Annotated in this window: 29 protein-coding genes; 19 read left to right on the top strand and 10 right to left on the bottom strand. The window is 70.1% G+C overall.

All coding sequences use genetic code 11. The annotated features are described in order from the left end of the window. Positions 1–248: 248 nt before the first annotated feature. From D3272_RS03300 to D3272_RS03290, 4 genes are all read left to right on the top strand, one after another. Complete coding sequence (locus tag D3272_RS03300) at positions 249–476, top strand: DUF6894 family protein (RefSeq protein ID WP_129217667.1); 228 nt, start codon at positions 249–251, stop codon at positions 474–476. 110 nt (positions 477–586) lie between these two features. Next, a complete protein-coding gene (locus D3272_RS27135; RefSeq protein WP_165361195.1) occupies positions 587–775 on the top strand; it encodes a hypothetical protein in 189 nt (62 codons plus the stop codon). 293 nt (positions 776–1,068) lie between these two features. Further along, entirely contained in the window at positions 1,069–1,257 is a 189-nt protein-coding gene (locus D3272_RS03295; protein ID WP_129217665.1) for a hypothetical protein, read from the top strand. Between the two features lie 492 nt (positions 1,258–1,749). Continuing rightward, a complete protein-coding gene (locus D3272_RS03290) occupies positions 1,750–1,977 on the top strand; it encodes a DUF6894 family protein (RefSeq protein ID WP_129217663.1) in 228 nt (75 codons plus the stop codon). Positions 1,978–2,093: 116 nt separating this feature from the next. Here D3272_RS03290 and D3272_RS03285 read toward each other — a convergent pair whose 3' ends face one another. After that, complete coding sequence (locus D3272_RS03285) at positions 2,094–2,825, bottom strand: hypothetical protein (protein ID WP_129217661.1); 732 nt, start codon at positions 2,823–2,825, stop codon at positions 2,094–2,096. A gap of 304 nt (positions 2,826–3,129) precedes the next feature. Here D3272_RS03285 and D3272_RS03280 point away from each other — a divergent pair, with 304 nt between their 5' ends. Both D3272_RS03280 and D3272_RS03275 read left to right on the top strand, forming a co-directional pair. Continuing rightward, the gene (locus D3272_RS03280; RefSeq protein ID WP_129217659.1) at positions 3,130–3,315 is read left to right on the top strand and encodes a hypothetical protein; all 186 of its coding nucleotides are present in this window, start codon (positions 3,130–3,132) and stop codon (positions 3,313–3,315) included. A 342-nt stretch (positions 3,316–3,657) separates the two neighbouring features. Further along, positions 3,658–4,500, top strand: a complete 843-nt coding sequence (locus D3272_RS03275; protein ID WP_129217657.1) for a slipin family protein — start codon at positions 3,658–3,660, stop codon at positions 4,498–4,500. A 28-nt stretch (positions 4,501–4,528) separates the two neighbouring features. Here the strand turns inward: D3272_RS03275 and D3272_RS03270 are convergent, their stop codons facing one another. Further along, complete coding sequence (locus D3272_RS03270) at positions 4,529–4,819, bottom strand: DUF1330 domain-containing protein (RefSeq protein WP_129217655.1); 291 nt, start codon at positions 4,817–4,819, stop codon at positions 4,529–4,531. A gap of 710 nt (positions 4,820–5,529) precedes the next feature. Here D3272_RS03270 and D3272_RS03265 point away from each other — a divergent pair. Further along, positions 5,530–5,766, top strand: coding sequence for a hypothetical protein (locus D3272_RS03265; RefSeq protein ID WP_129217654.1), 237 nt, complete (start codon positions 5,530–5,532; stop codon positions 5,764–5,766). Positions 5,767–5,967: 201 nt separating this feature from the next. Here the strand turns inward: D3272_RS03265 and D3272_RS27130 are convergent, their stop codons facing one another. From D3272_RS27130 to D3272_RS03255, 3 genes are all read right to left on the bottom strand, one after another. Next, the gene (locus D3272_RS27130) at positions 5,968–6,153 is read right to left on the bottom strand and encodes a hypothetical protein (protein WP_165361194.1); all 186 of its coding nucleotides are present in this window, start codon (positions 6,151–6,153) and stop codon (positions 5,968–5,970) included. Positions 6,154–6,644: 491 nt separating this feature from the next. Then, positions 6,645–7,067 (bottom strand): organic hydroperoxide resistance protein, encoded by a 423-nt coding sequence (locus tag D3272_RS03260; protein WP_129217653.1) that lies wholly within the window; start codon positions 7,065–7,067, stop codon positions 6,645–6,647. Between the two features lie 90 nt (positions 7,068–7,157). Next, positions 7,158–7,493 carry an ArsR/SmtB family transcription factor gene (locus D3272_RS03255; RefSeq protein ID WP_129217651.1) on the bottom strand — a complete coding sequence of 112 codons (336 nt, stop codon included), beginning with the start codon at positions 7,491–7,493 and terminating at the stop codon, positions 7,158–7,160. 112 nt (positions 7,494–7,605) lie between these two features. Here D3272_RS03255 and D3272_RS03250 point away from each other — a divergent pair, with 112 nt between their 5' ends. Next, entirely contained in the window at positions 7,606–8,352 is a 747-nt protein-coding gene (locus D3272_RS03250) for a glucose 1-dehydrogenase (RefSeq protein ID WP_129217650.1), read from the top strand. A 206-nt stretch (positions 8,353–8,558) separates the two neighbouring features. Here the strand turns inward: D3272_RS03250 and D3272_RS03245 are convergent, their stop codons facing one another. After that, positions 8,559–9,152, bottom strand: coding sequence for a TetR/AcrR family transcriptional regulator (locus D3272_RS03245; protein WP_129217648.1), 594 nt, complete (start codon positions 9,150–9,152; stop codon positions 8,559–8,561). Between the two features lie 277 nt (positions 9,153–9,429). On the opposite strand from D3272_RS03245, the gene D3272_RS03240 reads away from it, so the two are divergent. The 7 genes from D3272_RS03240 to D3272_RS03210 all read left to right on the top strand — a co-directional run bounded on the left by D3272_RS03240 (position 9,430) and on the right by D3272_RS03210 (position 13,076). Next, complete coding sequence (locus D3272_RS03240; protein WP_129217647.1) at positions 9,430–9,861, top strand: organic hydroperoxide resistance protein; 432 nt, start codon at positions 9,430–9,432, stop codon at positions 9,859–9,861. Positions 9,862–10,018: 157 nt separating this feature from the next. Further along, complete coding sequence (locus tag D3272_RS03235; protein WP_129217646.1) at positions 10,019–10,357, top strand: hypothetical protein; 339 nt, start codon at positions 10,019–10,021, stop codon at positions 10,355–10,357. Positions 10,358–10,662: 305 nt separating this feature from the next. Then, positions 10,663–10,902, top strand: a complete 240-nt coding sequence (locus D3272_RS03230) for a hypothetical protein (protein ID WP_129217644.1) — start codon at positions 10,663–10,665, stop codon at positions 10,900–10,902. A 19-nt stretch (positions 10,903–10,921) separates the two neighbouring features. Next, positions 10,922–11,146 (top strand): hypothetical protein, encoded by a 225-nt coding sequence (locus D3272_RS03225; protein ID WP_129217643.1) that lies wholly within the window; start codon positions 10,922–10,924, stop codon positions 11,144–11,146. A gap of 275 nt (positions 11,147–11,421) precedes the next feature. Beyond that, positions 11,422–11,673, top strand: coding sequence for a hypothetical protein (locus D3272_RS03220; protein ID WP_129217642.1), 252 nt, complete (start codon positions 11,422–11,424; stop codon positions 11,671–11,673). A gap of 198 nt (positions 11,674–11,871) precedes the next feature. Further along, entirely contained in the window at positions 11,872–12,576 is a 705-nt protein-coding gene (locus D3272_RS03215) for a Crp/Fnr family transcriptional regulator (RefSeq protein WP_245496357.1), read from the top strand. Positions 12,577–12,779: 203 nt separating this feature from the next. Then, complete coding sequence (locus D3272_RS03210; protein WP_129217641.1) at positions 12,780–13,076, top strand: hypothetical protein; 297 nt, start codon at positions 12,780–12,782, stop codon at positions 13,074–13,076. A 296-nt stretch (positions 13,077–13,372) separates the two neighbouring features. Here D3272_RS03210 and D3272_RS03205 read toward each other — a convergent pair whose 3' ends face one another. From D3272_RS03205 to D3272_RS03195, 3 genes are read right to left on the bottom strand one after another with little or no spacing between them, the layout of a single operon-like run. Continuing rightward, positions 13,373–14,278, bottom strand: coding sequence for a VOC family protein (locus tag D3272_RS03205; protein WP_129217640.1), 906 nt, complete (start codon positions 14,276–14,278; stop codon positions 13,373–13,375). Beyond that, on the bottom strand, positions 14,275–15,180 hold the full coding sequence (locus D3272_RS03200) for an SMP-30/gluconolactonase/LRE family protein (RefSeq protein WP_129217639.1): 906 nt from the start codon (positions 15,178–15,180) through the stop codon (positions 14,275–14,277). The genes D3272_RS03205 and D3272_RS03200 overlap by 4 nt, the downstream gene beginning before the upstream one ends. A gap of 14 nt (positions 15,181–15,194) precedes the next feature. Continuing rightward, a complete protein-coding gene (locus D3272_RS03195; protein WP_129217638.1) occupies positions 15,195–16,844 on the bottom strand; it encodes a GMC oxidoreductase in 1,650 nt (549 codons plus the stop codon). 178 nt (positions 16,845–17,022) lie between these two features. On the opposite strand from D3272_RS03195, the gene D3272_RS03190 reads away from it, so the two are divergent. The 4 genes from D3272_RS03190 to D3272_RS03175 all read left to right on the top strand — a co-directional run bounded on the left by D3272_RS03190 (position 17,023) and on the right by D3272_RS03175 (position 18,866). Continuing rightward, positions 17,023–17,241, top strand: a complete 219-nt coding sequence (locus tag D3272_RS03190) for a YdcH family protein (protein ID WP_129217637.1) — start codon at positions 17,023–17,025, stop codon at positions 17,239–17,241. Between the two features lie 80 nt (positions 17,242–17,321). After that, positions 17,322–17,477 carry a DUF2256 domain-containing protein gene (locus tag D3272_RS03185; RefSeq protein WP_129217636.1) on the top strand — a complete coding sequence of 52 codons (156 nt, stop codon included), beginning with the start codon at positions 17,322–17,324 and terminating at the stop codon, positions 17,475–17,477. Positions 17,478–17,562: 85 nt separating this feature from the next. After that, the gene (locus D3272_RS03180) at positions 17,563–17,826 is read left to right on the top strand and encodes a GlsB/YeaQ/YmgE family stress response membrane protein (RefSeq protein ID WP_129217635.1); all 264 of its coding nucleotides are present in this window, start codon (positions 17,563–17,565) and stop codon (positions 17,824–17,826) included. Positions 17,827–17,918: 92 nt separating this feature from the next. Next, positions 17,919–18,866 carry a ring-cleaving dioxygenase gene (locus D3272_RS03175; protein WP_129217634.1) on the top strand — a complete coding sequence of 316 codons (948 nt, stop codon included), beginning with the start codon at positions 17,919–17,921 and terminating at the stop codon, positions 18,864–18,866. Positions 18,867–18,993: 127 nt separating this feature from the next. On the opposite strand, the gene D3272_RS03170 is transcribed toward D3272_RS03175, so the two are convergent. Next, a complete protein-coding gene (locus D3272_RS03170; protein ID WP_129217633.1) occupies positions 18,994–22,164 on the bottom strand; it encodes an efflux RND transporter permease subunit in 3,171 nt (1,056 codons plus the stop codon). Between the last annotated feature and the right edge of the window lie 34 nt (positions 22,165–22,198).

Raw genomic sequence — 22,198 nt, 5'->3', positions numbered from 1 at the left:
TGGGCCAGGGGACGTGGCGGCCGCGGCGCCGCGATGCCGCTCATGGAGCGGCGGCCGTCGTCATGACGTTCACGTCGTCCTGAAACCTAAACGGCTTCAGCCCGTACATCTTCCCGAGCCGCCGCCGTCAGGACTCCCGGCGCTGGCTTGGCCCGACCGTGGCACCTCCGTGCCGGCGTGAATGCCGCGGTGATGGTCCGGCGTCGCATCGAGCAACACAGAGGTTCGTTGACTCGCAGGAGAGAGCGATGCCGCGCTTCTTTTTCGATGTCGAAACCGCGGCCGGATCGATCACCGACACGGCCGGGATCGATCTGCCCGATCACCCGGCCTTGGTGCGGGAGGTCATAGACCTGCTCCAATACCTGGTCGGAGACATGCCGTCGGATGAACGCCATGGATCGGCTTCGGTCAAAGCCCGGTCCGAAGACGGCAACTTCCGATACGAGGGGATCATCAAGCTCGACACGCTGTAGTGGCACGATGATCGACCTCAGCCGATCCTTCTCCCGCGCATGACCGGCACGGACATCCCCGTCGCATCGCCCGCACGGGGCCGAACCGTTGATGGACCGACGCGTTGCCCTTGATCGAAGAGGAGAGCGACATGGCAGGAGCAAACGGGCCGACGAGCCTGGGCGGCACGCCCGACACACCGAATCCGCAAGGCGGGGCACAGCCCAACGACAAGGCGAAGGACGCCCAGCGCAAAGAGGCGCAGACCGAGAAGGCGCCCCAGGACAAGCCCCCGCAGGACCAGAACGAGGACGGCTGAAGCGCCTTCGCCTTCGGCGAGCCCGCTCCGGCATCGAGCGGTGACGCGGAGGACCGGTGGGTGCACCACCTCGTCCGACCGCCTCGCCGGCTCGGACCACCGTGGGCAGCGGGGCGATTGCGCGCGGTGCCTGCGCGTCGCCGTGGCCGTCGCCCCTGTGGACTGCCCGCGGCTCGGGCCGATGTCGAGCCTTCCAGCGCGGTCCTGCCTTGCGTGGGCCTTTGTCCGGGTGTCCATTCATGGGCGGTACAGAGCCGAGGTGTTGATCTCGGCCGACCCACAGGGAGACGACCATGCCGCACGATCGCGCCGCTGTTCCCGCCCAACAGCCTGCCTCGCTCAAGATCCCCGACCAGCTCCAGCAGGCCAGGCGGCCCGATGCGCCTCGCCCGGCCGAGGCGCCCGCCGCGACGCGGACCGTCCAGGACAGGGCGACGGGCGGCATCCTCCACGAACTCAAGACCCAGCGTGCCCACGACTGAGGCTTGTTGAACGGATGCCCGGTCCCCGGACGGGCATCCCGGCACGAGTTCGATACAGTCACGGACGCTGAGGCGCTGGCTTCGGGAAAGCTCCATCCTCGGCGCGATCTCACCTGCACGGTGGCGTGCGGGCGATGCTGACGACCCGGACATCGGCGTCTCGCTCGTCGACCCGAGCCGGTTCGACCCGCCGGCTCGGGCGGCCGCCGCTCGTCATCCCCGACGAACGGCTCGCCGCCGCACGCCGATGCTGCCCGACCTCGCCGCTGCCGCGCGCGGGGCGGTGGGGGGGCGGCAGGGTGTCGTCGCCACCTGGATGCCGTGACCAGCCCCGGAAAGCTTACCGGCGCGTCGCGGGAACGGTCCAGATCTGCGGGTTCGGCGAAAGACTTCGGTGTCCGCGTTTCCGTTCGTGTCTGATTTGTAAGACAGGGGAGGGGTCGCGGTGCGTTATGTTCGCGGTGGCGAGGTACAGAACCGCTGGAGCGTCCGTTGGCCAGGTATTTCTTCGACGTCCGGGACCGCGGGCGCCGCATCCGTGATGACGCCGGCATGGACCTGAGCGACGACGCACAGGCCATCCACGAGGCGACCCTGGTGATCTCGCAACTCCTCGCCGACGCCGCAGCGGAAGGCCGGGTCGGCAGCATCTCGGTGGAGATCAGGAGCGAGACGGGCGCCTGTCTCTACGAAGCCTCGACGTCGCTCGCGAGCGAATAGACCGCTTTCGCCCTCGACGACGTCGCTCCAGCTCCGGATCGAGGCCAATCCCATCGGCCCGGAGCCACCAGGGCGGTTCCGGGAGGGCCGATTCGGAGCCAGCTCCGCATGCCGCTTCAGCCTTCCGCGATGCGGCCATCCTCGTCCTCTTCGCGGAGTCGGGACTGAAGCTGCAGGGGTTGGGGCTTCTGGGGGGCGAGACGCAGCGGCCTCGACCGCATCGCCGCCCCGGTCAACCGTTTCGCGGCATCCATGGCGGGGAGCAGCCTCCCTCTGTTCACCAATCTGGACAGACTGTCCGTCCTCGCCGGATCCAGGAGGTCGTCCAGAACGAGGGAGAGCCGTTGCATCACCCTGTCCCTGTCGTAGGTGAAGATGGGCTCTCGCGCCTCGATCGCGTCGCACAGGATGTCGACGAACAGGTCTTCGTCGAGGGGCACGAGTTTCTCCGGGAGGTATCGACTCAGCATCCAGCGAAGACCAGTCTCGCGCGCCGGCGCTAACCAGCCGCGCGTCAGGTCGCAGACGATGTACTGGTCCTTGTCGACGCCAGAAGAGGCTCGTACGTCGATGAGACCCAGGGAGTCCGGAGTCGGTGAGAAGATCGGCAGCAGCTTGATGCTGACGTTCCCGAACAGGATGAGCAGCCCCGGTTCGTCGAAGGCTGCCGCATTCGGCCCGCTGATCCCAGTGCGCGACGTCGTGATCAGCCCTTCCGCAAGCATATCGGAGAGGTATCGCTGCTCCACATGTCTGAAGAATAATTCGACAGCTTCATGCCATTTTTCGCGCGACCCGAACAACTCTCGTAGTCTTTCCTCTTCTTCTGCTTCCAGAATCGACTTCAATACGTTTCTTTTTAACCGCATGACTCCTCACCGATGCCGGGCAGAACAGCATAGGCAAGTCTCACCGAAAATTGTGACGACAACATGCACGGAAGGACTTTCAACGCGCGACTGCACAGGTGGCGCATCGCCTTCTGAACGACCGACCCACGACGCTGTCGTCCTGCGGCCCCGCCCGCCGAAGCCGGGTCGCCCGACGTGCCCGCCGCGGACCGGAGCGCTGTCGCCGTCGGCGACCCGGTTCCGGCGTCGGCGCTCCGAACCGGGCGTCCCCCCGGGCGTTGCCGGTTCGGAGGGCTGCGGGATGCCGAAGTTTCACGTCACGGTCGCCGACGAGGCGGGCCACAAGCTCTACGACGAGACGATCGAGGCGTCCGGGCCCCCGGAAGCCTGCGCCAGGGCGGCGGCCGATGCCGAGACGGCCGACGTGGCCGGGACCGGGGCGCAGATGGGCGACGATCTGCTGCCGCCCTACACGATGGACATCTGAGTCCGCGCTGGACGCCGTCGACACGGGACGCCGGAACGCCCGCCGTCGCGGCCGTCGGCCCCGATGCCGTCCGGGCGACAGCGGTCGGTGTTCCGTCGCGCGACGGGTCGCGTCGCCGCTGCAGCCCGAAGCCGAGAACCGCCACCGGCGCCACCGAACGTCGGGCCCGCGTCAGCCGCCCGCGCATCGCGGTCGGCCGGCCGAGCTGCTGCCTTGACGGGCTCGGCCGCGTCGACGGTGTCGCGCTCCCCACATGGGACCAAGCGGGAGAGCGGGCGTTGGGCTCCTGTCCGCCGTGCGGCCGGTCGATCGACGGCACGGCTGCCCCAAGGGAGCATCCCCGTGAACCCCATCAGCCTGTCCCTCGCCGTCCTGCTGTGTGCGGGCGGCGCGGCGATGACCTACGCAGGGTCCTACCTCGGCATCGGGCTGATCCTGCTCGGGGTCGTGACCGCCACGTCGTTGAAGGTGGCGGATGTGTGGGAACGGTTCGTGGTGTTGCGGGCCGGCCGGCTGCAGGGGGTCAAGGGCCCGGGCCTGTTCGTCATCCTGCCGATCGTCGACCGGGTCGCGGCCGTGATCGATCAACGCGTCCAGACCACGTCCTTCAATGCCGAACAGGCCCTCACCCGCGACACCGTTCCGGTCAATGTCGACGCCATCATCTTCTGGCACGTGCACGATGCCGTGAAGGCCGCGCTCGAGATCACCGACTACCGCCAGGCCATCGATCGCGTGGCCCAGACGTCGCTGCGCGAGATGATCGGCGGCTCCATGCTGGCGGCGCTGCTGTCGGAACGCAAAGCCGCCGACGAGGAACTCCGGTCGGTGATCGGCGCCAAGACGCAGTCCTGGGGGGTCTCCATCATGTCGGTCGAGATCCGCGACGTCGCCATCCCGGTCGCACTCCAGGATGCCATGTCGCGCCAGGCCCAGGCCGAGCGGGAAAAGCAGGCCCGCGTCATATTGGGCTCCGCCGAAGCCGAGGTCGCCGGCAAGTTCGTCGAGGCCGCCGACATCTACGCGAAGTCTCCGGCGGCGCTGCAGTTGCGGGCGATGAACATCGTCTACGAGACCACGAAGGAGCGTGGGGCGACGATCCTCATGCCGACGTCGCTGGTCGACAGCATGAACCCGGGGCTCGCGGTCGCGCTCGGCCAGGGGGAGACCCGATCCCGAACGTGACCCTGGTTGCGGGCGGCGGGGTGGCGCGTCAGATCCCCTCGACGATCCGCATGTCGCGGACGGCGCCGCCGTCGAGCGCGCGCAGCGCCTCCTGGTACGCGGGCGAATCGTAGAGGGCGAGCGCCGTGGGGAGATCGTCGAACGCGACGATGACGGTCTGGGCGAGCACGCCCGCCTCCATGGCGCGGGCCGCGGGTCCCCGCGCGAGGTAGCGTCCGCCTGCCGCGGCGATGGCCGGGGCGGCCAGAAGCCGGTAGGCGGCGAGCTTCTCCGGATCGGACACCGAATGGTAGGCGGAGATCAGGTAGGCCTTGGGCATCGCCCCATCCTCATCGAACGTGGAAGGGCATTGTCGGCGACCGCCGATGCTTTGTGCACCCGGGCTGCGACATGGCAGGCGTGCTCGCTGGTGCGGTCAGCGTCCGTCCCGCGTCGCCCCACGGCCTCCGCCTGAGCGCCGGGAACGGCGACCCACGCCGAAGGCTGCCATCGACCTCGGGCGAGCCCGCCGGCGATCACGCGACACGCGCCAGGGTGGCGGATCCGCCACGCCCCGCCATGATCGCCTCGCGACGCCCTGGCGGACCCTTGATCCCGAATGCGGCGGCGGTGCTACAACGGATCGTCAGCGCGGGGGAGCGGTGACGGTTGAACCACGACCCCGCCGGTCTTCTTGGCGGATGCTCCGACGGGGCCGTGGCCGGTGGAGGGCACCCCACCGAGGAACAGCCCATCAGAATTTAGTTGGATTCTCATGAATCCGGCGCTCCTCCTGCCGGCGCTTCCCGACATGGTGAAGGAAGCGGTAGCGGCCCGGTCCGCCTGCCCGGCGATCTCGGCGCCACCCCGGCCCGCCGTTCGCTTCGATCGAAGACCGACAGGCACGGGGACGATCCTCCAGGCGACCGACCCATCACCCGGACGCGCCACGCCATCATCGGATGGGCGAGGCTCCGGACATGCGGCGAGATCCCCGGCACCGATCCTGCTCCCGACAGGGGCAGGCAGGCGAGCGCGGGACGACGTGACATGGAACGGCACAGCGATTGGACCAAGGCGAAACAGGATCTGTCCGAGGCCTCGAAGCGCTACACCGTCTGGGTTTCGATGCCCGACGATGTGCGCTCGCGCATGTCGGACATGGAATACCGGCGCCGGCGTTCCCAGGCGCGCCAAGCGTTGAAACGCGCCGACGCCCTCTGCCGGTCGGCCAGCATCGCGGCGCGGCAGGCCGCACGGTCCGCGAGCGTGGCGCCGGGGGCGTGACGACGCGCCGGTGAGACGGCTCCCGATGGGAAGCAGGAGCGGATCCGCACGAAGCGAGGACGCGCCGGCGAGACTGCGGTCCGGCTGGCGGGGTCGGGCGAACGGGATTGATGCGGCAGATGCCTGGGCCGGACAGCTGGAAGGCTTTCGCCGTCGTCGGATGCGCCCCGGCTCTTGGGTCGCAATGAACGCGACGGCGCCTTACGCGACGGCCCGCCGCAGCACGGCCGCCAGTTCCGCGGCCCGCCCCTCGCTCTCCCGCGCCAGCGCCATGAGCGCCGACGCGGCGCGCTCGTCCGTGGACTGCCGGGCGAGGCGACGGCACCGCCTCGCCTTGTCGAGCAAGGCCTCGGCCGAGGCTGCGATGGGGAGCATCTGAGGAGACATGTCCACAGCATCCGCCGTGCTCCTCACCGAAAGGTGAATCGCGCGTTGCCGCGACCGCTCGAAACTGACGCAACCGGAGCCCGCGCGCGGCGATCGGCCGAGGTCCCGACGTCACCCCCGGCCGGGCGCTTCCCGGTATCGACCCGGCTGTCGACCCTCGTGGCATCCGGCACGCCGCCGCTCGCCGCTGATCGACCGGCGCGTGTGACGCCGGGGAAGCAGCTGGGCGCCGTCCAGGTGCCGGCGCCCGGGGAGTCCTATCCGTGTCACACCGCCGCACAATCCGAGCGAGGGCCTCATCACGGGCGATCAAGGGGCCTAGATCACCTGCGGGACACCTTGGAACGTCGAAGATGCGCGTCGCTAGAGCACTCCGGGAAATCGCTTCGGAATTGAAGATCCTCGTCCTCTACATGACGGGGCGCATCCTCGGCTGACGTGTTCCCGTCCGGCCCGCCGCTTCCGGGCGCCGCGCCGCCGGACCGGCCCTTTCAGGGCACGACGCGGATCTCGACGTCCATGTTGCCGCGCGTGGCCCGCGAATAGGGGCACACCTCCTCATGGGCGATGCGGGCCAGGTCCTCGACCTCGCTCCTGTCGCGGCCCGGCACCGAAACCTCCAGGGTCGCCCGGAGACGGAAGAAGCCGTCCGCCCCGCGCCCGATGCCGACATGGGCGGTGACGGAGGAGGCCTGGATCGGCGCCTTCCGCTCGCGCGCGACGCGCAGCAGGGCATTCTCGAAACAGGCGGCATAGCCCGCCGCGAAGAGCTGCTCCGGGTTCGTGGCCTCGCCGCCCGGGCCGCCGAGTTCCTTGGGGTGGGCGAGGGCGTGGTCGAGCACCCCGTCCAACGACCGGATGCGGCCCTGGCGGCCGCCGACCGCCGTCGCGCTCGCCGTGTAGAGGATATCCATTCCGCTTCTCCCTGTGTCGACGCGGGGCCGCTCCTGCCGCGGTGGGCGCGCCGGGGCTCGGCATCTCCCGACCGGCTCCGTCCCGCCCGCTCAGCGCGACTCCGCTTCCGCCAGATAGGCCCCGATGATCGCCGGGATCAGGCCGGGAAAGCGGGTCTCGATCTCGGCGCAGCGGGACGTGTTGTGCATGGCGACGCCCTGGCGCTCGCTGCGGATCAGCCCGGCTTCGCGCAGGGCCTTGAAATGCTGCGACAGCGTCGATTTCGGGACGGGCTTCTCGCTGACGGTCGCGTAGGCGGCGCAGCGCTGCGCGCAGGCCGAACCCGCGATGCCGGCGAAGATGGCGACCCGCGTCTCGTCCGACAGCGCGTGGAGGATGCCGGCCAGCGTGATGTCGTGGAGGGCGGGATGAGCGAGGGACCGCATGGCGGCACCATAAGGCCGCTTGACAGGGCGTTCAATAGTTCTAGTTTCCGGAACTATCGAACAAACTGCCGCGTCCGGCTCCACGGCTCGGCGGCACTTCCGGAGAGGGTCCATGAGCAAGCTCGCAGGCAAGGTGGCGGTCGTCACGGGCGCGTCCAAGGGGATCGGCGCCGCCATCGCCAAGGCGCTCGCCGCCGAGGGCGCCGCCGTCGCGGTCAATTACGCGTCGAGCCGCGCCGGCGCCGAGGCCGTGGTGGCCGCCATCGAGGCGGCGGGCGGCCGGGCGGTCGCGGTCGGCGGCGACGTGTCGAAGCCCGCCGAGGCGAAGGGCATCGTCGACGCCGCCGTGGCGGCCTTCGGCCGCCTCGACATCCTGGTCAACAATTCGGGCGTCTACGCCTTCTCGCCGATCGAGGCCGTGTCGGTCGAACAGTTCCACGCCATGTTCGACGTGAACGTGCTCGGGCTGCTGCTCGTCACCCAGGCCGCGGTCGCCCACATCGGGGAGGGCGGGGCGATCATCAACATCGGCTCGGGCGTCACCAGCCTGACGCCGCCCATGTCGGCGGTCTATTCCGGCACGAAGGGCGCGGTCGACGCCATCACGGGCGTGCTGGCGCGCGAACTCGGGCCCCGCAAGATCCGCGTCAACGCGATCAACCCCGGCATCGTGCAGACCGAGGGCACGCAGAGCGCCGGCTTCGCCGATTCGGATTTCGAACGCGCGCTCGTCGCGCAGACGCCGCTCGGACGCCCCGGCCAGCCGGACGACATCGCAAAGGCCGCCGTCTTCCTGGCGACGGACGATGCCGGCTGGGTGACGGGCGAAAGAATCATCGTGGGTGGCGGCCTGCGCTGACCGTCGCGGCGCCGGCGCCGCGACAGGCGCCGCGCTGAGGGGACTTCCGGCCCGAAACTCGGGGCCGAGCGCGCGGGCGTCCAGGACCAGGGAGGCCCGGGTGTGCGGAGCGCTGGTCCGGCTGCGGGCCGTGGGACGCAGGGCGGGGTGCTGACGGGCGTGCCGGCCCGGGCCGCCGCGTCGACGCCGCCGCGCCGACGTCGCCGTCACGGGACGAGGCGTCGCACGAAGGCGCGGACCATGCGCTGGAATCGCGCGGGGTCGTCGAAGACGCGGGCGCTCAGCATGGCGCCGTAGACGGCCGCCATGAACCGTTCGGCCTCGTCCTCGGGCGCGTCGGCGAAGGCGAAGGCGCCCTGGCGACGGCCCAGGGACAGGACGGCGGTGAGCCAGGCCATGAGGTCGACGAAATGGGCGCGGACGGCGGCCGTCACGGCCGGCGGCAGGCTCGGGGCCTCGGCGGCCAGCACGGCCGCCAGGCAGAACGAGGCGCTGCCGTCGGCGATGCAGCGCTCCCAGAACGCGGTGTAGCCGTGCAGCGCCGCGAGCGCTCCCACGGCGCCGGACTCGAACTCCAGGGCGCGCGCGCCGATCGTCGACCGGGACTGCTCGACCACCGCCACGGCCAGGTCGGCCTTGGCGGGGAAGTGGTGGTGCACGCTGGCCTTGCGGATCCCCACGGCGTCGGCCACGTCGGCGAAGCTGAAACCGTTGTAGCCTCGCAGCGTGATGAGTTGCCGCGCTGCGTCGACGATGCGGCCGGTGGTGCCGGTGTCCGTCCTGGTGCCGTCCCTGTCCATGCCGCCGTCCACCGCAAGCCCCGAGCCCGTTCCCCCGCCGTCCCTTGCGACCACATCCGCGCCCGCGGATCAAATCGTCCGGCGCGACCGGACGTCCCGTCCGGCCCGTCGCCGTCTGCGTCGCTTGACGCTAGCTTGCCTACCTACTAGTAGGATGGCTGCGGTCCCTGTCAAGGCGTGGGCGACCGAGCCGCAGGACGGAGCCGGTGCCCCCGGTCATCCGGTCAGGCGGCCCGGCGGGCACCCGGCCGCATCACCGCAGCTTTGGAGTGATCACATGTCCGTGGATGCGAAATACAGGACGACGGCGACGGCGAGTGGCGGCGGCCGCGACGGCAGGACGGTTCTGACCGACGGCACGATGGCCCTCGACCTCACCCTGCCGAAGGAACTCGGCGGCCCCGGCGGCGACGGCGCCAACCCCGAGAAGCTCTTCGCGCTCGGCTATTCCGCCTGTTTCCTCGGCGCCATGCGGGTCGCCCAGCAACAGACCAGCATCAAGGTGCCGGACGGCACGACCGTCACCGCCACGGTCGGCATCGGGCCGCGTTCGGAGGGCGGCTTCGGCATCACGGCCGACCTCGACGTCTACCTGCCGGGGCTCGACTCGTCCGACGCCGCCACGCTGGTCGAGGCGACACACGGCATCTGCCCCTATTCCAATGCCATCCGGCCCAACGTCGACGTGAAGACCACGACGCGCGCCTGATCCGTCTCCGGCCCGTCCGGCACCGGCGAGCCTGGCGGCAGGCGCTGGACGGCGCCGTCCACGATGGCGTCCCGGCCGGCGGCGTGTCCGGCCGCGACGAACCCCGCCGCCGGTCGGCGCGTTGGCGTGCCACCGCAGCCCGAAGGTGACCCACACGATGCCGACGATCCGAAGCGCCGCCCTCGCCATCGTCCTGTCCGGCCTCGCCGGGCCGGCATTGGCGGCGACCTGCAACATGACCGTCCTCGGCACCACCGTCCTCGACGACGTGGCCTGCACGGTCGCCAGCGCGAGGGGCGTCACCACGGTGTCGGTCGGCGCGGGCGGGACCGTGCTGGTGCGACGGTCGGTGATGAGCGCCCGCCTTCCCGGCGTCATGGCGCCGACCCGGCGGAGCCGCAGCGGTTTCACGAACTACGGGCAGGTCGTCACGTCGAGCGAGGTGGACGACAAGACGTGCTTCTTCAACCAGACGGCCGTGCTCTGCGTCGAGTGACGCGGGGCGCCCCGGCCGTCGCCGGACCGTGCCCCCGCCTGCCTGTCCCGCCACGGACGCGGCTATCGGTGTCGCGGGCCGTGGCGGTGAAGAGCGCGGGCAACCCTTCTCTCGCCGGGGCGACCAGCCCCAGGCTGAGCGCCACGACACAGGACCGGATCCCAAGCGGATGCCGCGATCTCCATCCAGCCGCGCCGGCTTGCCCCGGGACGGCGGCGGCGCCGGCCCCACGCCGACGGATCCGGCCCGGCCGGCGGATCCGCCGACGGCTGGGCCGGGTTGATGGGCGAGGGAGACGGCAACCCATGACGCGAACGGGCGCAATCCTCGCTCCGGCGCTCGCCGTGCCGGCGCTTCTGGCCTTGGTGCCGGCGACGGCGCTGGCGGACAGCCAGATGCATCAATCGCCCCTGCTGGAGCGGGGCTCGGCCGAAGCCTGCGACGACCTTCGCCAGGGGCGAACGCAGCGTGGCGGCTATTCGTGGCAGTTCAGCTGCGCGGGCGTGGCGCGCGGCGTGGGCCAGGGTGGCCGCCGTGGGCGCTGAGGCCCGTCGGCAGCGCGCCATGACGCGGCCTCCGGAGGTCCCGACCGTGGCCGGCGCCCCGGCCGCGTCGCGCCCGGCGCTGGACAGGGCGCGGCAGGACCTCCTCGCGGCCTTCGACGCCAAGCGTGACGCGGACCGCCGGTTCCTGGCGGCCTTCGCCGCCTACGAGGCGACGGCCGACGCTTGTCGCAGCGTGATCCGGGCGCGGGACACGGACCCGCCGGCCCACCGAACCGGCCTTTGACCGCCGCCGTTGAAGCCGCGAGCCGGTCGTGACGCAGCGGCTGGCCGGGCACGGCGCTTCCACGGATGCACTGGAGGTGCCGTGCCGGCTCGGTGTCGTGCGCCGCCGGACCGGTGGGGCAGGGCGCGATGCGCCCGTCGGGTGGCGCCGTTCATGCGGCCCTCACATCCTTCGTGCGACTTGCGGCGGCGTTCGCCGACCCAAATGCCCGCTCGTCCGTTGTCGCGGGCCATGGGGGGCGGCCACTCGCCCGCAACCAGCACCGAGATCCACACATGAAGCTGACCAAACTCGCCTTCTGCGCCGCCATGGTGCTGACCGCCGCCGCACCGGCCTTGGCGGCGGGCCCCATGTCCGACAAGGAAAGGATGCGCGCCCAGGCCGAGCACGATTGCTATGCCGACGTGCAGAAGCTCTGCTCCGACGTCACCGACAACGAGGACAAGGTGAAGGCCTGCATGAAGACGCATCACGCGCAGCTCAGCCCGAAATGCGCCAAGGCCTTCGACGCCGGCAAGGGCCAGTAGCGGCACGCGGCGCCCGGATCCATCGATGAAACGCCCGGGTTCCCGGACGGAGCCCGGGCGACCCTGGCTCGGGCAGCCGCAGCGTCTCCGTGCTCGACGCGGCGGCTGTCGTCAGGCCTGCCGGGCGTGCCGCCCCCACCCCGCTGGCGGGAGGGGGCGCGCGAGCGGCGGGTGAGACCACCCGACGAGGCCGCGACCTTGCCCTCAGCCCCGATCCCGCGCAACCGCCTCCTGGCGGCCATGTCTCCGGACGACTTCGCCGCGCTGGCGCCGAGGCTCGAGCCGGTCGCCATGCCGTTTCAATCGGTGCTGATCGCGTCGAACCAGCCGATCCGCTCCGTCCTCTTCCCCGAGAGCGGCATCGTGTCGACCATCGCCAACACCGAGGAGGGCCGGATCGAGATCGGCGTCATCGGTCGGGAAGGGCTGGTCGGCGTCCCGGTCGTGCTCGGGACGGACCAGACGCCCCATACCTCCGTTGTCCAGGTCGCCGGAACCGCGCTCGCCATCGCCCCGGCCGCCCTGCGGGCCGCCATCCATGCGCGACCGTCCCTGTTCCGGCCCCTCGGCCTCTACATCCAGGCGCTGTTCGTCCAGGTCTCGCAGACCGCCTCCGTCAACGTCAACTTCGACATCGAAGCCCGCCTGGCGCGCTGGCTGTTGATGATGACGGACCGGGTCGACGTGGACGAGATCCCGCTGACGCACGAGTTCCTGTCGGCGATGCTGGGCGTCCGCCGCCCCGGCGTCACCGTCGCCACCCACGTCCTCGAGGGTACGGGGGCGATCCGCGCCAGGCGCGGGCGCATCGAGGTCCGCGATCGGGACAAGCTGCTCGAACTCGCCGGTGACGGCTACCTCACCGGCGTGATCGAACACGAACGGCTGATGGCGGAAATCTGACCCCGGCCTGCTCCGGTGCCGTCGCAAGCAGTCGATCCCTCGACGCCGGCCGAGCCGAGCCAGCACAGGCCCCCGTCTGTACGCTGTCTGACACTTGCCGCCGAAGATGGCGAAAGACGCCCATCTCAGGGTCAACGTTAACATGATGTAATGCTCCCCAGATGAGGGCCGGTATCCTGCGGGCGATCGGAGGACGCCACACCATGCTGATCGTCAAACGTCCCACCAAGCGACATTTCACCGAAGCGGCCCGCGCCGCCGCCAAGGAAGCGAGGCGTCGCAAGAAGGAGGAAAAGGTCGAGCGTGACCTGCCGGAAGTCTTCGTGGTGCGGAGGGAGGTGGACCAGCGGACGTTCGGCTGGGAGATCCGCCTGTTCGGCGGCGTCATCCTGCATCGGAGCGACGCTGAATTCGAGACGATCGCGTCGGCGCGGGCCGATGGCCTGCAGGTCCTGGCGCAGGTCGTCCTGGCGCCCGGCCGGACCGCCCTGCGTGGGTGAGCCGGTCGCCGAGCCCGGTCGTGGCGTCCTCGGTGGCAACCGCGGCCGGGGGACCGCCTCACGAGAAAGAGGCCGCTCAGCCTTTCGGCGAGCGGCCCAAGTCTAGGGAGGAAACGCCCAAGAAGGGCATACGCTCGAAAGCGCCTGTCCCTTATGCACCAGGTTTTCATACGGGTGTATGACGATCTTCGCATGGCTGTCCCGCGACGCCGGCGCGCCGAGGCGGACGGTGCGGCGCCACGACGGCCCGACGTCGGCGACGCGCCGGTCTCGCCCGACAGGCGTGTCGCCCGGGATCAGGCCGGCTCGCCGTTTTCCAGCAGCACGACGGCATGGCCGTCCGGGTCGTGGACCAGCGCCGCCCGCAGGCCGCCCGGCAGGGCCGCGGCGCGCGTGAGCCCGTCGCCCGACAGCGACGCGACCTCGATCCAGACGCGCGTCGCCCAGATGTCGTCGCCGCGCGTCCCCGCCGGCATCGGCCGGCGCTGGCCGGTGCGATAGCCGAGGAGTTCGACGTGGGGCGGCGCTTCGGGCGGGATCAACGGCACGACGCGGCACGTGTCGCCATCGACGTCGTCGAGCCGTTCCTGTTCCGGGCCGGCATTGAGGCTGCCGTCCCGCGCGGTGAGGCCGAGCCCCGCGAAGAATGCGGCGCTGCGGGCCGGGTCCGACACCGAGACGGCGGTGTGGTCGATGCCGAGGAAGGGCGAGGGCGCGGCCGCCGCGCTCTCGTGCCAAGCCGGGGCGCCGGTGCCGTCCGGGAAGTGCAGCAGTTCGAGCGGGTGGCCGTCGGGGTCGCGGAACTTGAAGGCCGTGACCGATCCGGTGTTGGGCGGCAGCGTCTGCGGCCCCCCGCGGGTGATGGGCACGGCCCCGGCCGCCAGCGCGGCAGCATGGGCGGCCGCCATATCGGAGACCGCGATGGCGATGTGCTGGAACCAGAGGTCGGTCGACGTGCTGTCGGCCGGGTAAGGCCGCCCGGGCGGGTCGAAGCGCAGGAAGCCGACCTCCTGGGCGCCGAGCCGCATGGCGAGGCGCTCGGCCCGCGCGCCTTCGACGCCGAGCAGCGCCAGTTGGGCCCCGTCGACCGGGGCCGGCTCCGCCGCCGCCACGAAGCCGAGGGCCTCGTAGAAGCGCCGCGTGTCGGCGAGGTCGGCCGCGGTGAAGTCGATGCGTGCCACCCGCCGGCCCGCGAGCTTCATGGTCGCTGCGCTCCCCGCACGTTGGTGTAGATGGCGTAGAGCGTGTGCGACGCGCAGATGAACATCTGCGCCCGGTTGCGCCCGCCGAAGGCGATGTTGGCCACCGTGAACGGCACCTTGATCTTGCCGAGGAGGTCGCCGGAGGGCGCGATGCAATGCACTCCGTCGCCCGCGCCGGTCCACACATGGCCCTCCTCGTCGACCCGGAAGCCGTCGCTGTTGCCGGGCGACACCGTGTGGAAGTGCCGGCCGTTCGTGAGGCGTGCCCCGTCCTCCGACACGTCGAAGACCCGGATGCACTGGGTCGGCTCGGGGTCGAACTGGCCCCCGGTCTCGGCCACGTAGAGCCGCCGCTCGTCGGGTGAGAAGGCGAGGCCGTTGGGTCCCTCGAAGTCGTCCGCCGCCACGGTGAGCGAGCCGTCGCGCGGGTCCAGCCTGTACAGGTTGGCGGGCAGGGCGGCCTCGCGCTTGCCCCCCTCGTAATCCGTGTTGGTGCCGTAGGGCGGATCGCTGAACCAGATCGTGCCGTCCGACTTCACCACGACGTCGTTGGGCGAGTTCAGGGGCTTGCCGTCGAAGCGATCGGCCAGCACGGTGACGCGGCCGTCGAGTTCGGTGCGGGTGATGCGGCCGTGGTGCGAGCAGGACACGAGCCGGCCCTCGCGGTCCCGCGTGTGGCCGTTCTCGAAGTCGCTCGGGTCGCGGAACACCGAGATGCCGCCCGAAGCCGTCCAGCGCAGCACGCGGTTGCTCGGCAGGTCGCTGACCAGCAGGCATTGGTGATCGGCGAACCAGACCGGCCCTTCCAGCCAGGCGAAGCCTTCGCCGAGCTTGGTCAACGCCGCGTTGGGCAGCACCATGCGCTTGAAGCGGCTGTCGAAGGTCTCGTAGGCGTCGCCCATCCTCCCCGGCCCCGTCAGGCCGGCTCGAGGGCGGGGGCGTGGCCGGCCAGGACGTAGCTGTTGCCGATCGCCGGCTGGGCCGAGGGCAGGTCGCACGCGCCGAGCCGCTCGCGCAGGTGGTCGGCCACCCGCAGGGCATTGGCGATGATGGTCAGCGTGGGGTTGACGGCGCCGATCGACGGGAAGAAGCCGGCATCGGTGGCGTAAAGGTTGTCGAGCTCGTGGGCCTTGCAGTGGGTGTCGAGGACCGACGTCTTCGGGTCCTTGCCGAACCTCATGGTCCCGGCCTGATGGGCGGTGCCGCCGACCGGGATGTCCTTGCCGAGATAAAGGTTGCGCTCCAGCAGGAACGGCGCCGCGCCGGAGGCCCGCATGATGTGCTCGAGCTTCTTGGTGAGGCGCCTGTGGGCCTCCATGTTGGTCTCGTGCAGGTCGAGGAAGACCTTCTCGCCCTCGTAGCGGATGCGGTTCTCGGGGATCGGCAGGTCCTCGCTCGACAGCCAGAAGTCGAGGGCATGGGCCGCGATGGCGTTGAACGGCATCTGCGGCAGCCAGTTGTTCAGCCAATGCGGCACTTCCTCGCCGCGGACCTGGTCGCCATGCGTGGTGGCGCACATCTGGATGAGGCCGATCGGGTAGGGGTAGTCCTCGTCGCCGAAGTAGAAGTCGCTGCACGCCAGGGTCTTCTGGAACACCGTGGTGTTGGGCTCCTTCAGGAACGCCATCAGCACCGACTGGTTGTGGCGCATGTAGTTGCGGCCGACCTGGTCGGAGCCGTTGGCGAGGCCCTGATCGTGGTGCGGCCCGTAGGACCTCAGCATCAGCTGGGCCGAGCTGAGCGCGCCGCCGGCGACGACGAACAGGTCGGCCGAATAGCGCTCCATCGTGCCGCCGCGATCGACATGGACGTAACGGACGCTCTTGCCGTCCGGCGTCGTCTCGAGGCGCTTGGCATAGGCCTCGGTCAGCAGCGACACGTTGGGGAAGCGGGCCAGCGTCGGGTCGATGCAGATCACCTGGGCGTCGGCCTTGCCGTTCAAGAGGCAGGGGAACCCGTCGAAGGCGTCGCAACGCATGCAGATGCTGGTCGGCGTCGGCTTGCCGTCCTTCTCGTCGAGCAGGATGCCGAGCGGCATATGGAACGGGTTCAGTCCCTGCTTGGCCCAACTGTCGCTCAGCTTCTCGATGAGCGGCTCGTGGGTCACGGGCGAGTAGGGGAAGTCGCCGGTGCGGCGCGGCTCGGTCGGGTCCTCGCCGGCCTTGCCGTGGACGTGGAACAGCTTCTCGGCCGCCGTGTAATAGGGCTCCATCTCGTCGTAGCCGATCGGCCAGGCCGGCGAGATGCCCTCCGGGTGGCGGATCTCGTCGAAGTCGCGCTCGCGCAGGCGGAAGAGGGCGGAGCCATACACCTTGGAATTGCCGCCGACGTAGCGATGCAGGCCCGGCTTGAACGAGGACCCGTCCTTGCCGTACCAGGTCTCGTCGACCTGGTACTTGCCGTCGACGAAGACGGCCTTGGAGTTCCAGTTGGCCTGTTCGCGCGGCAGGTAGGGGCCGCGCTCGAGGATGAGGATGCGCTTTCCGGTCGGCGCGAGGCTGTGCGCCACCGAGCCGCCGCCGGGTCCGCTGCCGATGATGATGACGTCGTAATGGTCCTGCGACACGGGTCGACCCTCGGTGGCTTCGGCGGCGCACGGCCGTACCGATCGTCAACGGCGCGATGGGGTCCGAGTTGCAGCGGGCCGCGCCGAAAGCTGAGGCTTTGCCGCCTTGCGATGCCGCCCGAGTCGGGGCGATAATGGGACCCGGGCGGCGAAGGCCGAGGGGGAGAGCGATCCGGCGATGGCGAAGGACCTGACCGACGACGAACGCGGCTCGTTCCAGGCCGAACTCGACCGGCTGCGCGAGGAGCACCGCGACCTCGATGCCGCCATCGAGGCCCTGGTCGACCTCGGCCGGGTCGACCAGCTCCAGGTGCAGCGCTTCAAGAAGCGCAAGCTCGCCCTGCGGGACCGGCTTTCCTTCCTCGAGGACCAGATGACGCCGGACATCATCGCCTGACGGCGGTGCGGGACGGCGCCGCCGGCCCCACCTCATGGCGGTAGCCGACCTTTCGCCGGCTGTCGCCGACCGGGAACCCCATGCGCAAGAAGGCCGACCTGCCCACCAAGATCTGCGCCCATTGCGGCCGTCCCTTCACGTGGCGCAAGAAGTGGGAACGGGTCTGGGACGAGGTGAAATATTGTTCCGACCGCTGCCGTAACGCCCGCAAGGGCAGCGCCCCTCCACAGGCTTGAGCGGAACTATTCTGGACGGAGGCCATTTCCCCGGAATGCGGGCCCGGGCTGGAGCGCGCGTCTCAGACCTGAAGGGGAATCTCACATGCCTATCGACGGCGCTTCCATCATCACCTGGATCATCGTGGGCGGTATCGCGGGCTGGCTCGCCGGCCTGCTGGTGCAGGGCGGCGGCTTCGGCATCGTCGGCGACATCGTCGTCGGCATCGTCGGAGCCGTCATCGCCGGCTACATCCTGCCGGCCATCGGCATCAACCTCGGCGGCGGCTACATCGCCGCCATCATCGACGCCGTGATCGGCGCCGTGATCCTGCTGCTCATCATCCGGCTCGTGCGCCGCGCCGCCTGACGACCGAACGTCCTCGACCGATCCTCGAAAGCCGGGCATCCTCACGAGGGATGCCCGGCTTTCTGCCGTCACCATGCCGACGCGAGCCACCCATGGTCCTCACAGGTTTCCACCACCTCACCGCCGTCACGGCCGACGCGCCGGCCAACCACCGTTTCTACACGGCGGTGCTGGGCCTGCGCCTCGTCAAGAAGACGGTGAACCAGGATGACGTGTCGGCCTACCACCTGTTCTACGCCGACGGCATCGCGTCCCCCGGGAGCGACGTCACCTTCTTCGATTGGCCGGTCGGCCGCGAGCGCCGCGGCACCGGGTCGGTGGTGCGGACGGGGCTGCGCGTGCCGGGCCGCGACGCGCTCGACTGGTGGGCCCAGCGCTTGGCGGGGTTCGGCATCGCCCATGGCGGCGTGGCCGAGCGCGACGGCCATCTCGTGCTCGACTTCGAGGATCCCGAGGGCCAGCGCCTGGCGCTCGTGGCCGATCCGGGCTCGGCCCCGCACCATCCCTGGCCGGCGAGTTCCGTCCAGCGCGACTACCAGATCCTCGGGCTCGGCGCCGTCGCGATGAGCGTGGCGAACCTCGCCCCCACCGACCGCAGCCTGCGCGAGGTCCTCGGCATGGAGCGCCTGCGCGGCTATGCCGACGACGGCGCCGACGTGCATGTCTACGGCATGGACGGCGGCGGCGAGACCGCGAAGGAGCTCCACGTCCGGGTCGAGCCCGGCCTGCCGGCCGCCGGGCAGGGCGCCGGCGGCGTGCACCACCTCGCGCTCCGCACCCCCGACGACGCCACCTACCGCGGTTGGGTCGAGCGGCTGAAAGCCCTGCGGGTGCCGTCGAGCGGCCCGGTCGACCGCTATTACTTCCACAGCCTGTATTTCCGCGACCCGGGCGGCGTGCTGTTCGAGATCGCCACCGACGGCCCCGGCTTCGCCACCGACGAACCGCTGGACCGGCTCGGCGAGCGCCTGGCGCTGCCGCCCTTCCTCGAAGGGCGGCGGGCCGAGATCGAGGCGGGGCTGAAGCCGCTCGACGTCTAGAACACTATCGGCTTTCTCCGAGTCGCCTTGGCGACTCGGAGCCGATGAAACTGCTCTCGAACCGGAGCTGGAGCGCATTCGCCGAAGGCGAAAGCGCGCCGGCGCTGCCGACCCGGCGCGGCCCCGATCAGGAGGTCGCCGCGCCCGCCTCCGCGTCGCGTTCCGCCTGCGTCTTCGGCGGCGCGATGCCGCGCAACCGGTCGAGCCATTCGGCGACGTACTGGAACGTCACGTACAGCATGGGGATGAGGAACAGGCCGACGAGCGAGGCCGCGATCATGCCGGCGAAGATCGGCGTGCCCACGTCGCGCCGGCTCATGGCCGCCGCGCCATGCGCGATCACCAGCGGCACCAGGCCCAAGACGAAGGCGATCGACGTCATCACGACGGCGCGGAACCGCATGGCGGCGCCCTCGATGGCGGCGTCGCGCACCGGCACGCCCTCGGCGCGGCGCTCCTTGGCGAATTCCACGATGAGGATGCCGTTCTTGGCCGCCAGCGCCACCAGCACCACGAGGCCGACCTGGGCGTAGAGGTCCAACACCAGCCCGGCCAGGATGATGCCCATGAAGGCGCCGAAGACGCCCACCGTGACGCTGAGCAGGACCGGCACCGGGATGAGCCAGCTCTCGTAGAGCGCCACGAGGAACAGGTAGGCGAACAGGATGGCGAGCCCCAGCACGATGCCGGTCTGCCCGTTGGCCTGATATTCCTGGAAGGCCGTCCCGGTCCACTCGTAGCTGTAGCCCGACGGCAGCGTCTTGTCCGACACGGCCGCCATGGCGGCGAGGGCCGCGCCCGACGACACGCCGGCCTTGGGGCTGCCCTGCACCGGCACGGCGCGGTAGTTGTTGTAGCGCGTGATGACCTGCGGCCCCTGCACAACGCGCAGGCTGGCCAGCGAGCGGATCGGCACCTCGCCGCCGTTCTTGTTCTTCACGTAGATCTGCCAGATGTCGGAGATCTCGGAGCGGTTGCGGGCTTCGCCCTCGATGTTGACCTGCCAGGTCCGGCCATAGAGGTTGAAGTTGTTGATGTAGGTGCCGCCCAGCGTCGACTGCAGGACGCTGAAGATGTCGCCGATGTTGACGCCCAGCGCCGACGCCTTGGTGCGGTCGATGTCGAGGTAGAGCGACGGGTTCGAGGCCGTGAAGGTGGTGAAGACGCGCTGCAGCGCCGGGTCGGCGTTGGCGGCCGCGATGAGCCCCTGGGCCACGCTGCCGATGACGGCCGGATCCTGGCCCTGCAGGGCTTCGAGGTCGTATTCGAAGCCGCCCGAGGTCGACAGGCCGATGATGGGCGGCAGGTTGAAGGCGATGACGTTGCCGGTGCGGATCTGCTGGGCGGCGCCGAACACCTTGCCGATTGTGGCCTGCACGGAATCGGCCGCGGCCGTCCGGTCCTCGAAGGGCTTCAGCTTCACCACCATGAAGCCGGCGTTGGGTTCGCTGACGGAATCCAGGAAGGAATAGCCCACCACCGCGAAGGTGTCGGCGACCTGCGGCATCTTGAGCAGCAGGTCCTCCATGGTCTTCACGGTGGCGCCCGTGCGGTTGACCGAGGCGCCGTCCGGCAGCTGGATCACGACGAAGAACGCGCCCTGGTCCTCCTCGGGCAGGAAGCCCGTTGGGGTCTTCAGCGCCGCGAAGTAGATCGCCACGGCGAAACCCGCCACGACGACGAGCGACACGACCGCGATGCGCACGAGCCGCGCCACGATCCAGGCGTAGCCGTCCCGCGTCTTGTCGATGCCGCGCAGCACCGCGCCCATGATGCCGCGCTTGGGGCCGGTGTGGCGCAGGAACACGCTGCACAGCGCCGGCGACAGCGTCAGGGCGTTGATGGCCGAGATCAGCATGGCGACCGAGATCGTCACGGCGCATTGCCGGAACAGCACGCCGGTGAGGCCCGGGATGAAGGCCAGGGGCACGAAGACCGACAGCAGCACCAGCGTGATGGCCACGATGGGCGCCGTGATCTCCCGCATGGCCTGTTTGGTGGCGTCCGCGGTGGACAGCTCCGGGTGTTCCTCCATCACCCGCTCGACGTTCTCCACCACCACGATGGCGTCGTCGACCACGATGCCGATGGCCAGCACCATGGCGAGCAGCGACACGGTGTTGGCCGAGAAGCCCAGCACCAGCAGCACCGCGAAGGTGCCGATGAGGCTCACCGGCACGGCGATGGCCGGGATGATCGTGGCGCGCAGGTTGCCGAGGAACAGGAACACCACGATGACGACGAGCAGGAAGGCTTCGCCGAGCGTCTTCAGCACCTCGGCGATCGTGTCCTTCACGAAGGTGGTGGAATCGTAGACGACCTTGTTCTTCAGCCCTTCGGGGAAGCGCTTCGACACCTTGGCCAGCGTGGCGTCGACGGCCTTGGCGGTGTCGACCGCATTGGCGCCGGGCGCGAGGTAGATGCCGATGGCGACGGCGGGCTTGCCGTCGAGCCGGCTGAAGTTGTCCGAGTTCTGCGCCCCGAGGTCGACGCGGGCCACGTCCTTCACCTTGACGACCGAGCCGTCCGGGTTGGCCCGGATCACGATGTCGCCGAACTCGGCGGGCGTGGTCAGGCGGCCCTGGGTCTGCAGGTTGAACTGGAACTGCTGCTCGTCCGAGATCGGCCGGGCGCCGATGCGGCCGACGGGCGCCTGCACGTTCTGCGCCTCGATGGCGCTGACGACCTCGGACGGCGCCATGTTGAGGCTGTTCAGCCGCTGCACGTCGAACCAGATGCGCATCGAATAGTTCAGCTTGCCGAACAGGGAGGCCTGGCCGACGCCGGCCGTGCGCGACAGCTCGTCGAGGACGTTGATGATGACGTAGTTGGTGATGAACAGCGGGTCCTGCTGGCCGTTGTCGCTGTAGAACATCATGAACTGCAGGACGGACGACGAGCGCTTCTGCACCGTCAGGCCCTGGGCCTGGACCTCCGAAGGGAGCTGGGACAGGGCGGTCTGGACGCGGTTGTTGACGTTGACGGTGTCGATGTTGGGGTCGGTGCCGAGCGCGAAGGAGACGGTGAGGTTGTAGGAGCCGTCGTTGCCGCTCGACGACTTCATGTACAGCATGCGGTCGACGCCCACGATCTGCGCTTCGAGCGGCTGGGCGACGGCGCTCTCCACCACCGAGGCGGCGGCGCCGGGATAGTTGGCGGCCACCTGAACCTGCGGCGGCACGATGTCGGGGAACTGGGCGACCGGGATGCGGAGCAGGCTGAGGCCGCCCGCGATGGTCAGGATGATCGAGATGACGATCGCGAGCCGCGGCCGGTCGACGAAGACGGAGGAGATCATGCGGAGCCGGACTCGCTGTGGCGTGCCGTCGGAA

The sequence above is a fragment of the Lichenibacterium ramalinae genome (assembly GCF_004137085.1).
In the GTDB taxonomy this organism is placed as follows: Bacteria; Pseudomonadota; Alphaproteobacteria; order Rhizobiales; family Beijerinckiaceae; genus Lichenihabitans; species Lichenihabitans ramalinae.
Note: the sequence above shows the minus strand (reverse complement) of the source record. Positions and strands in the feature narration are given on the sequence as shown.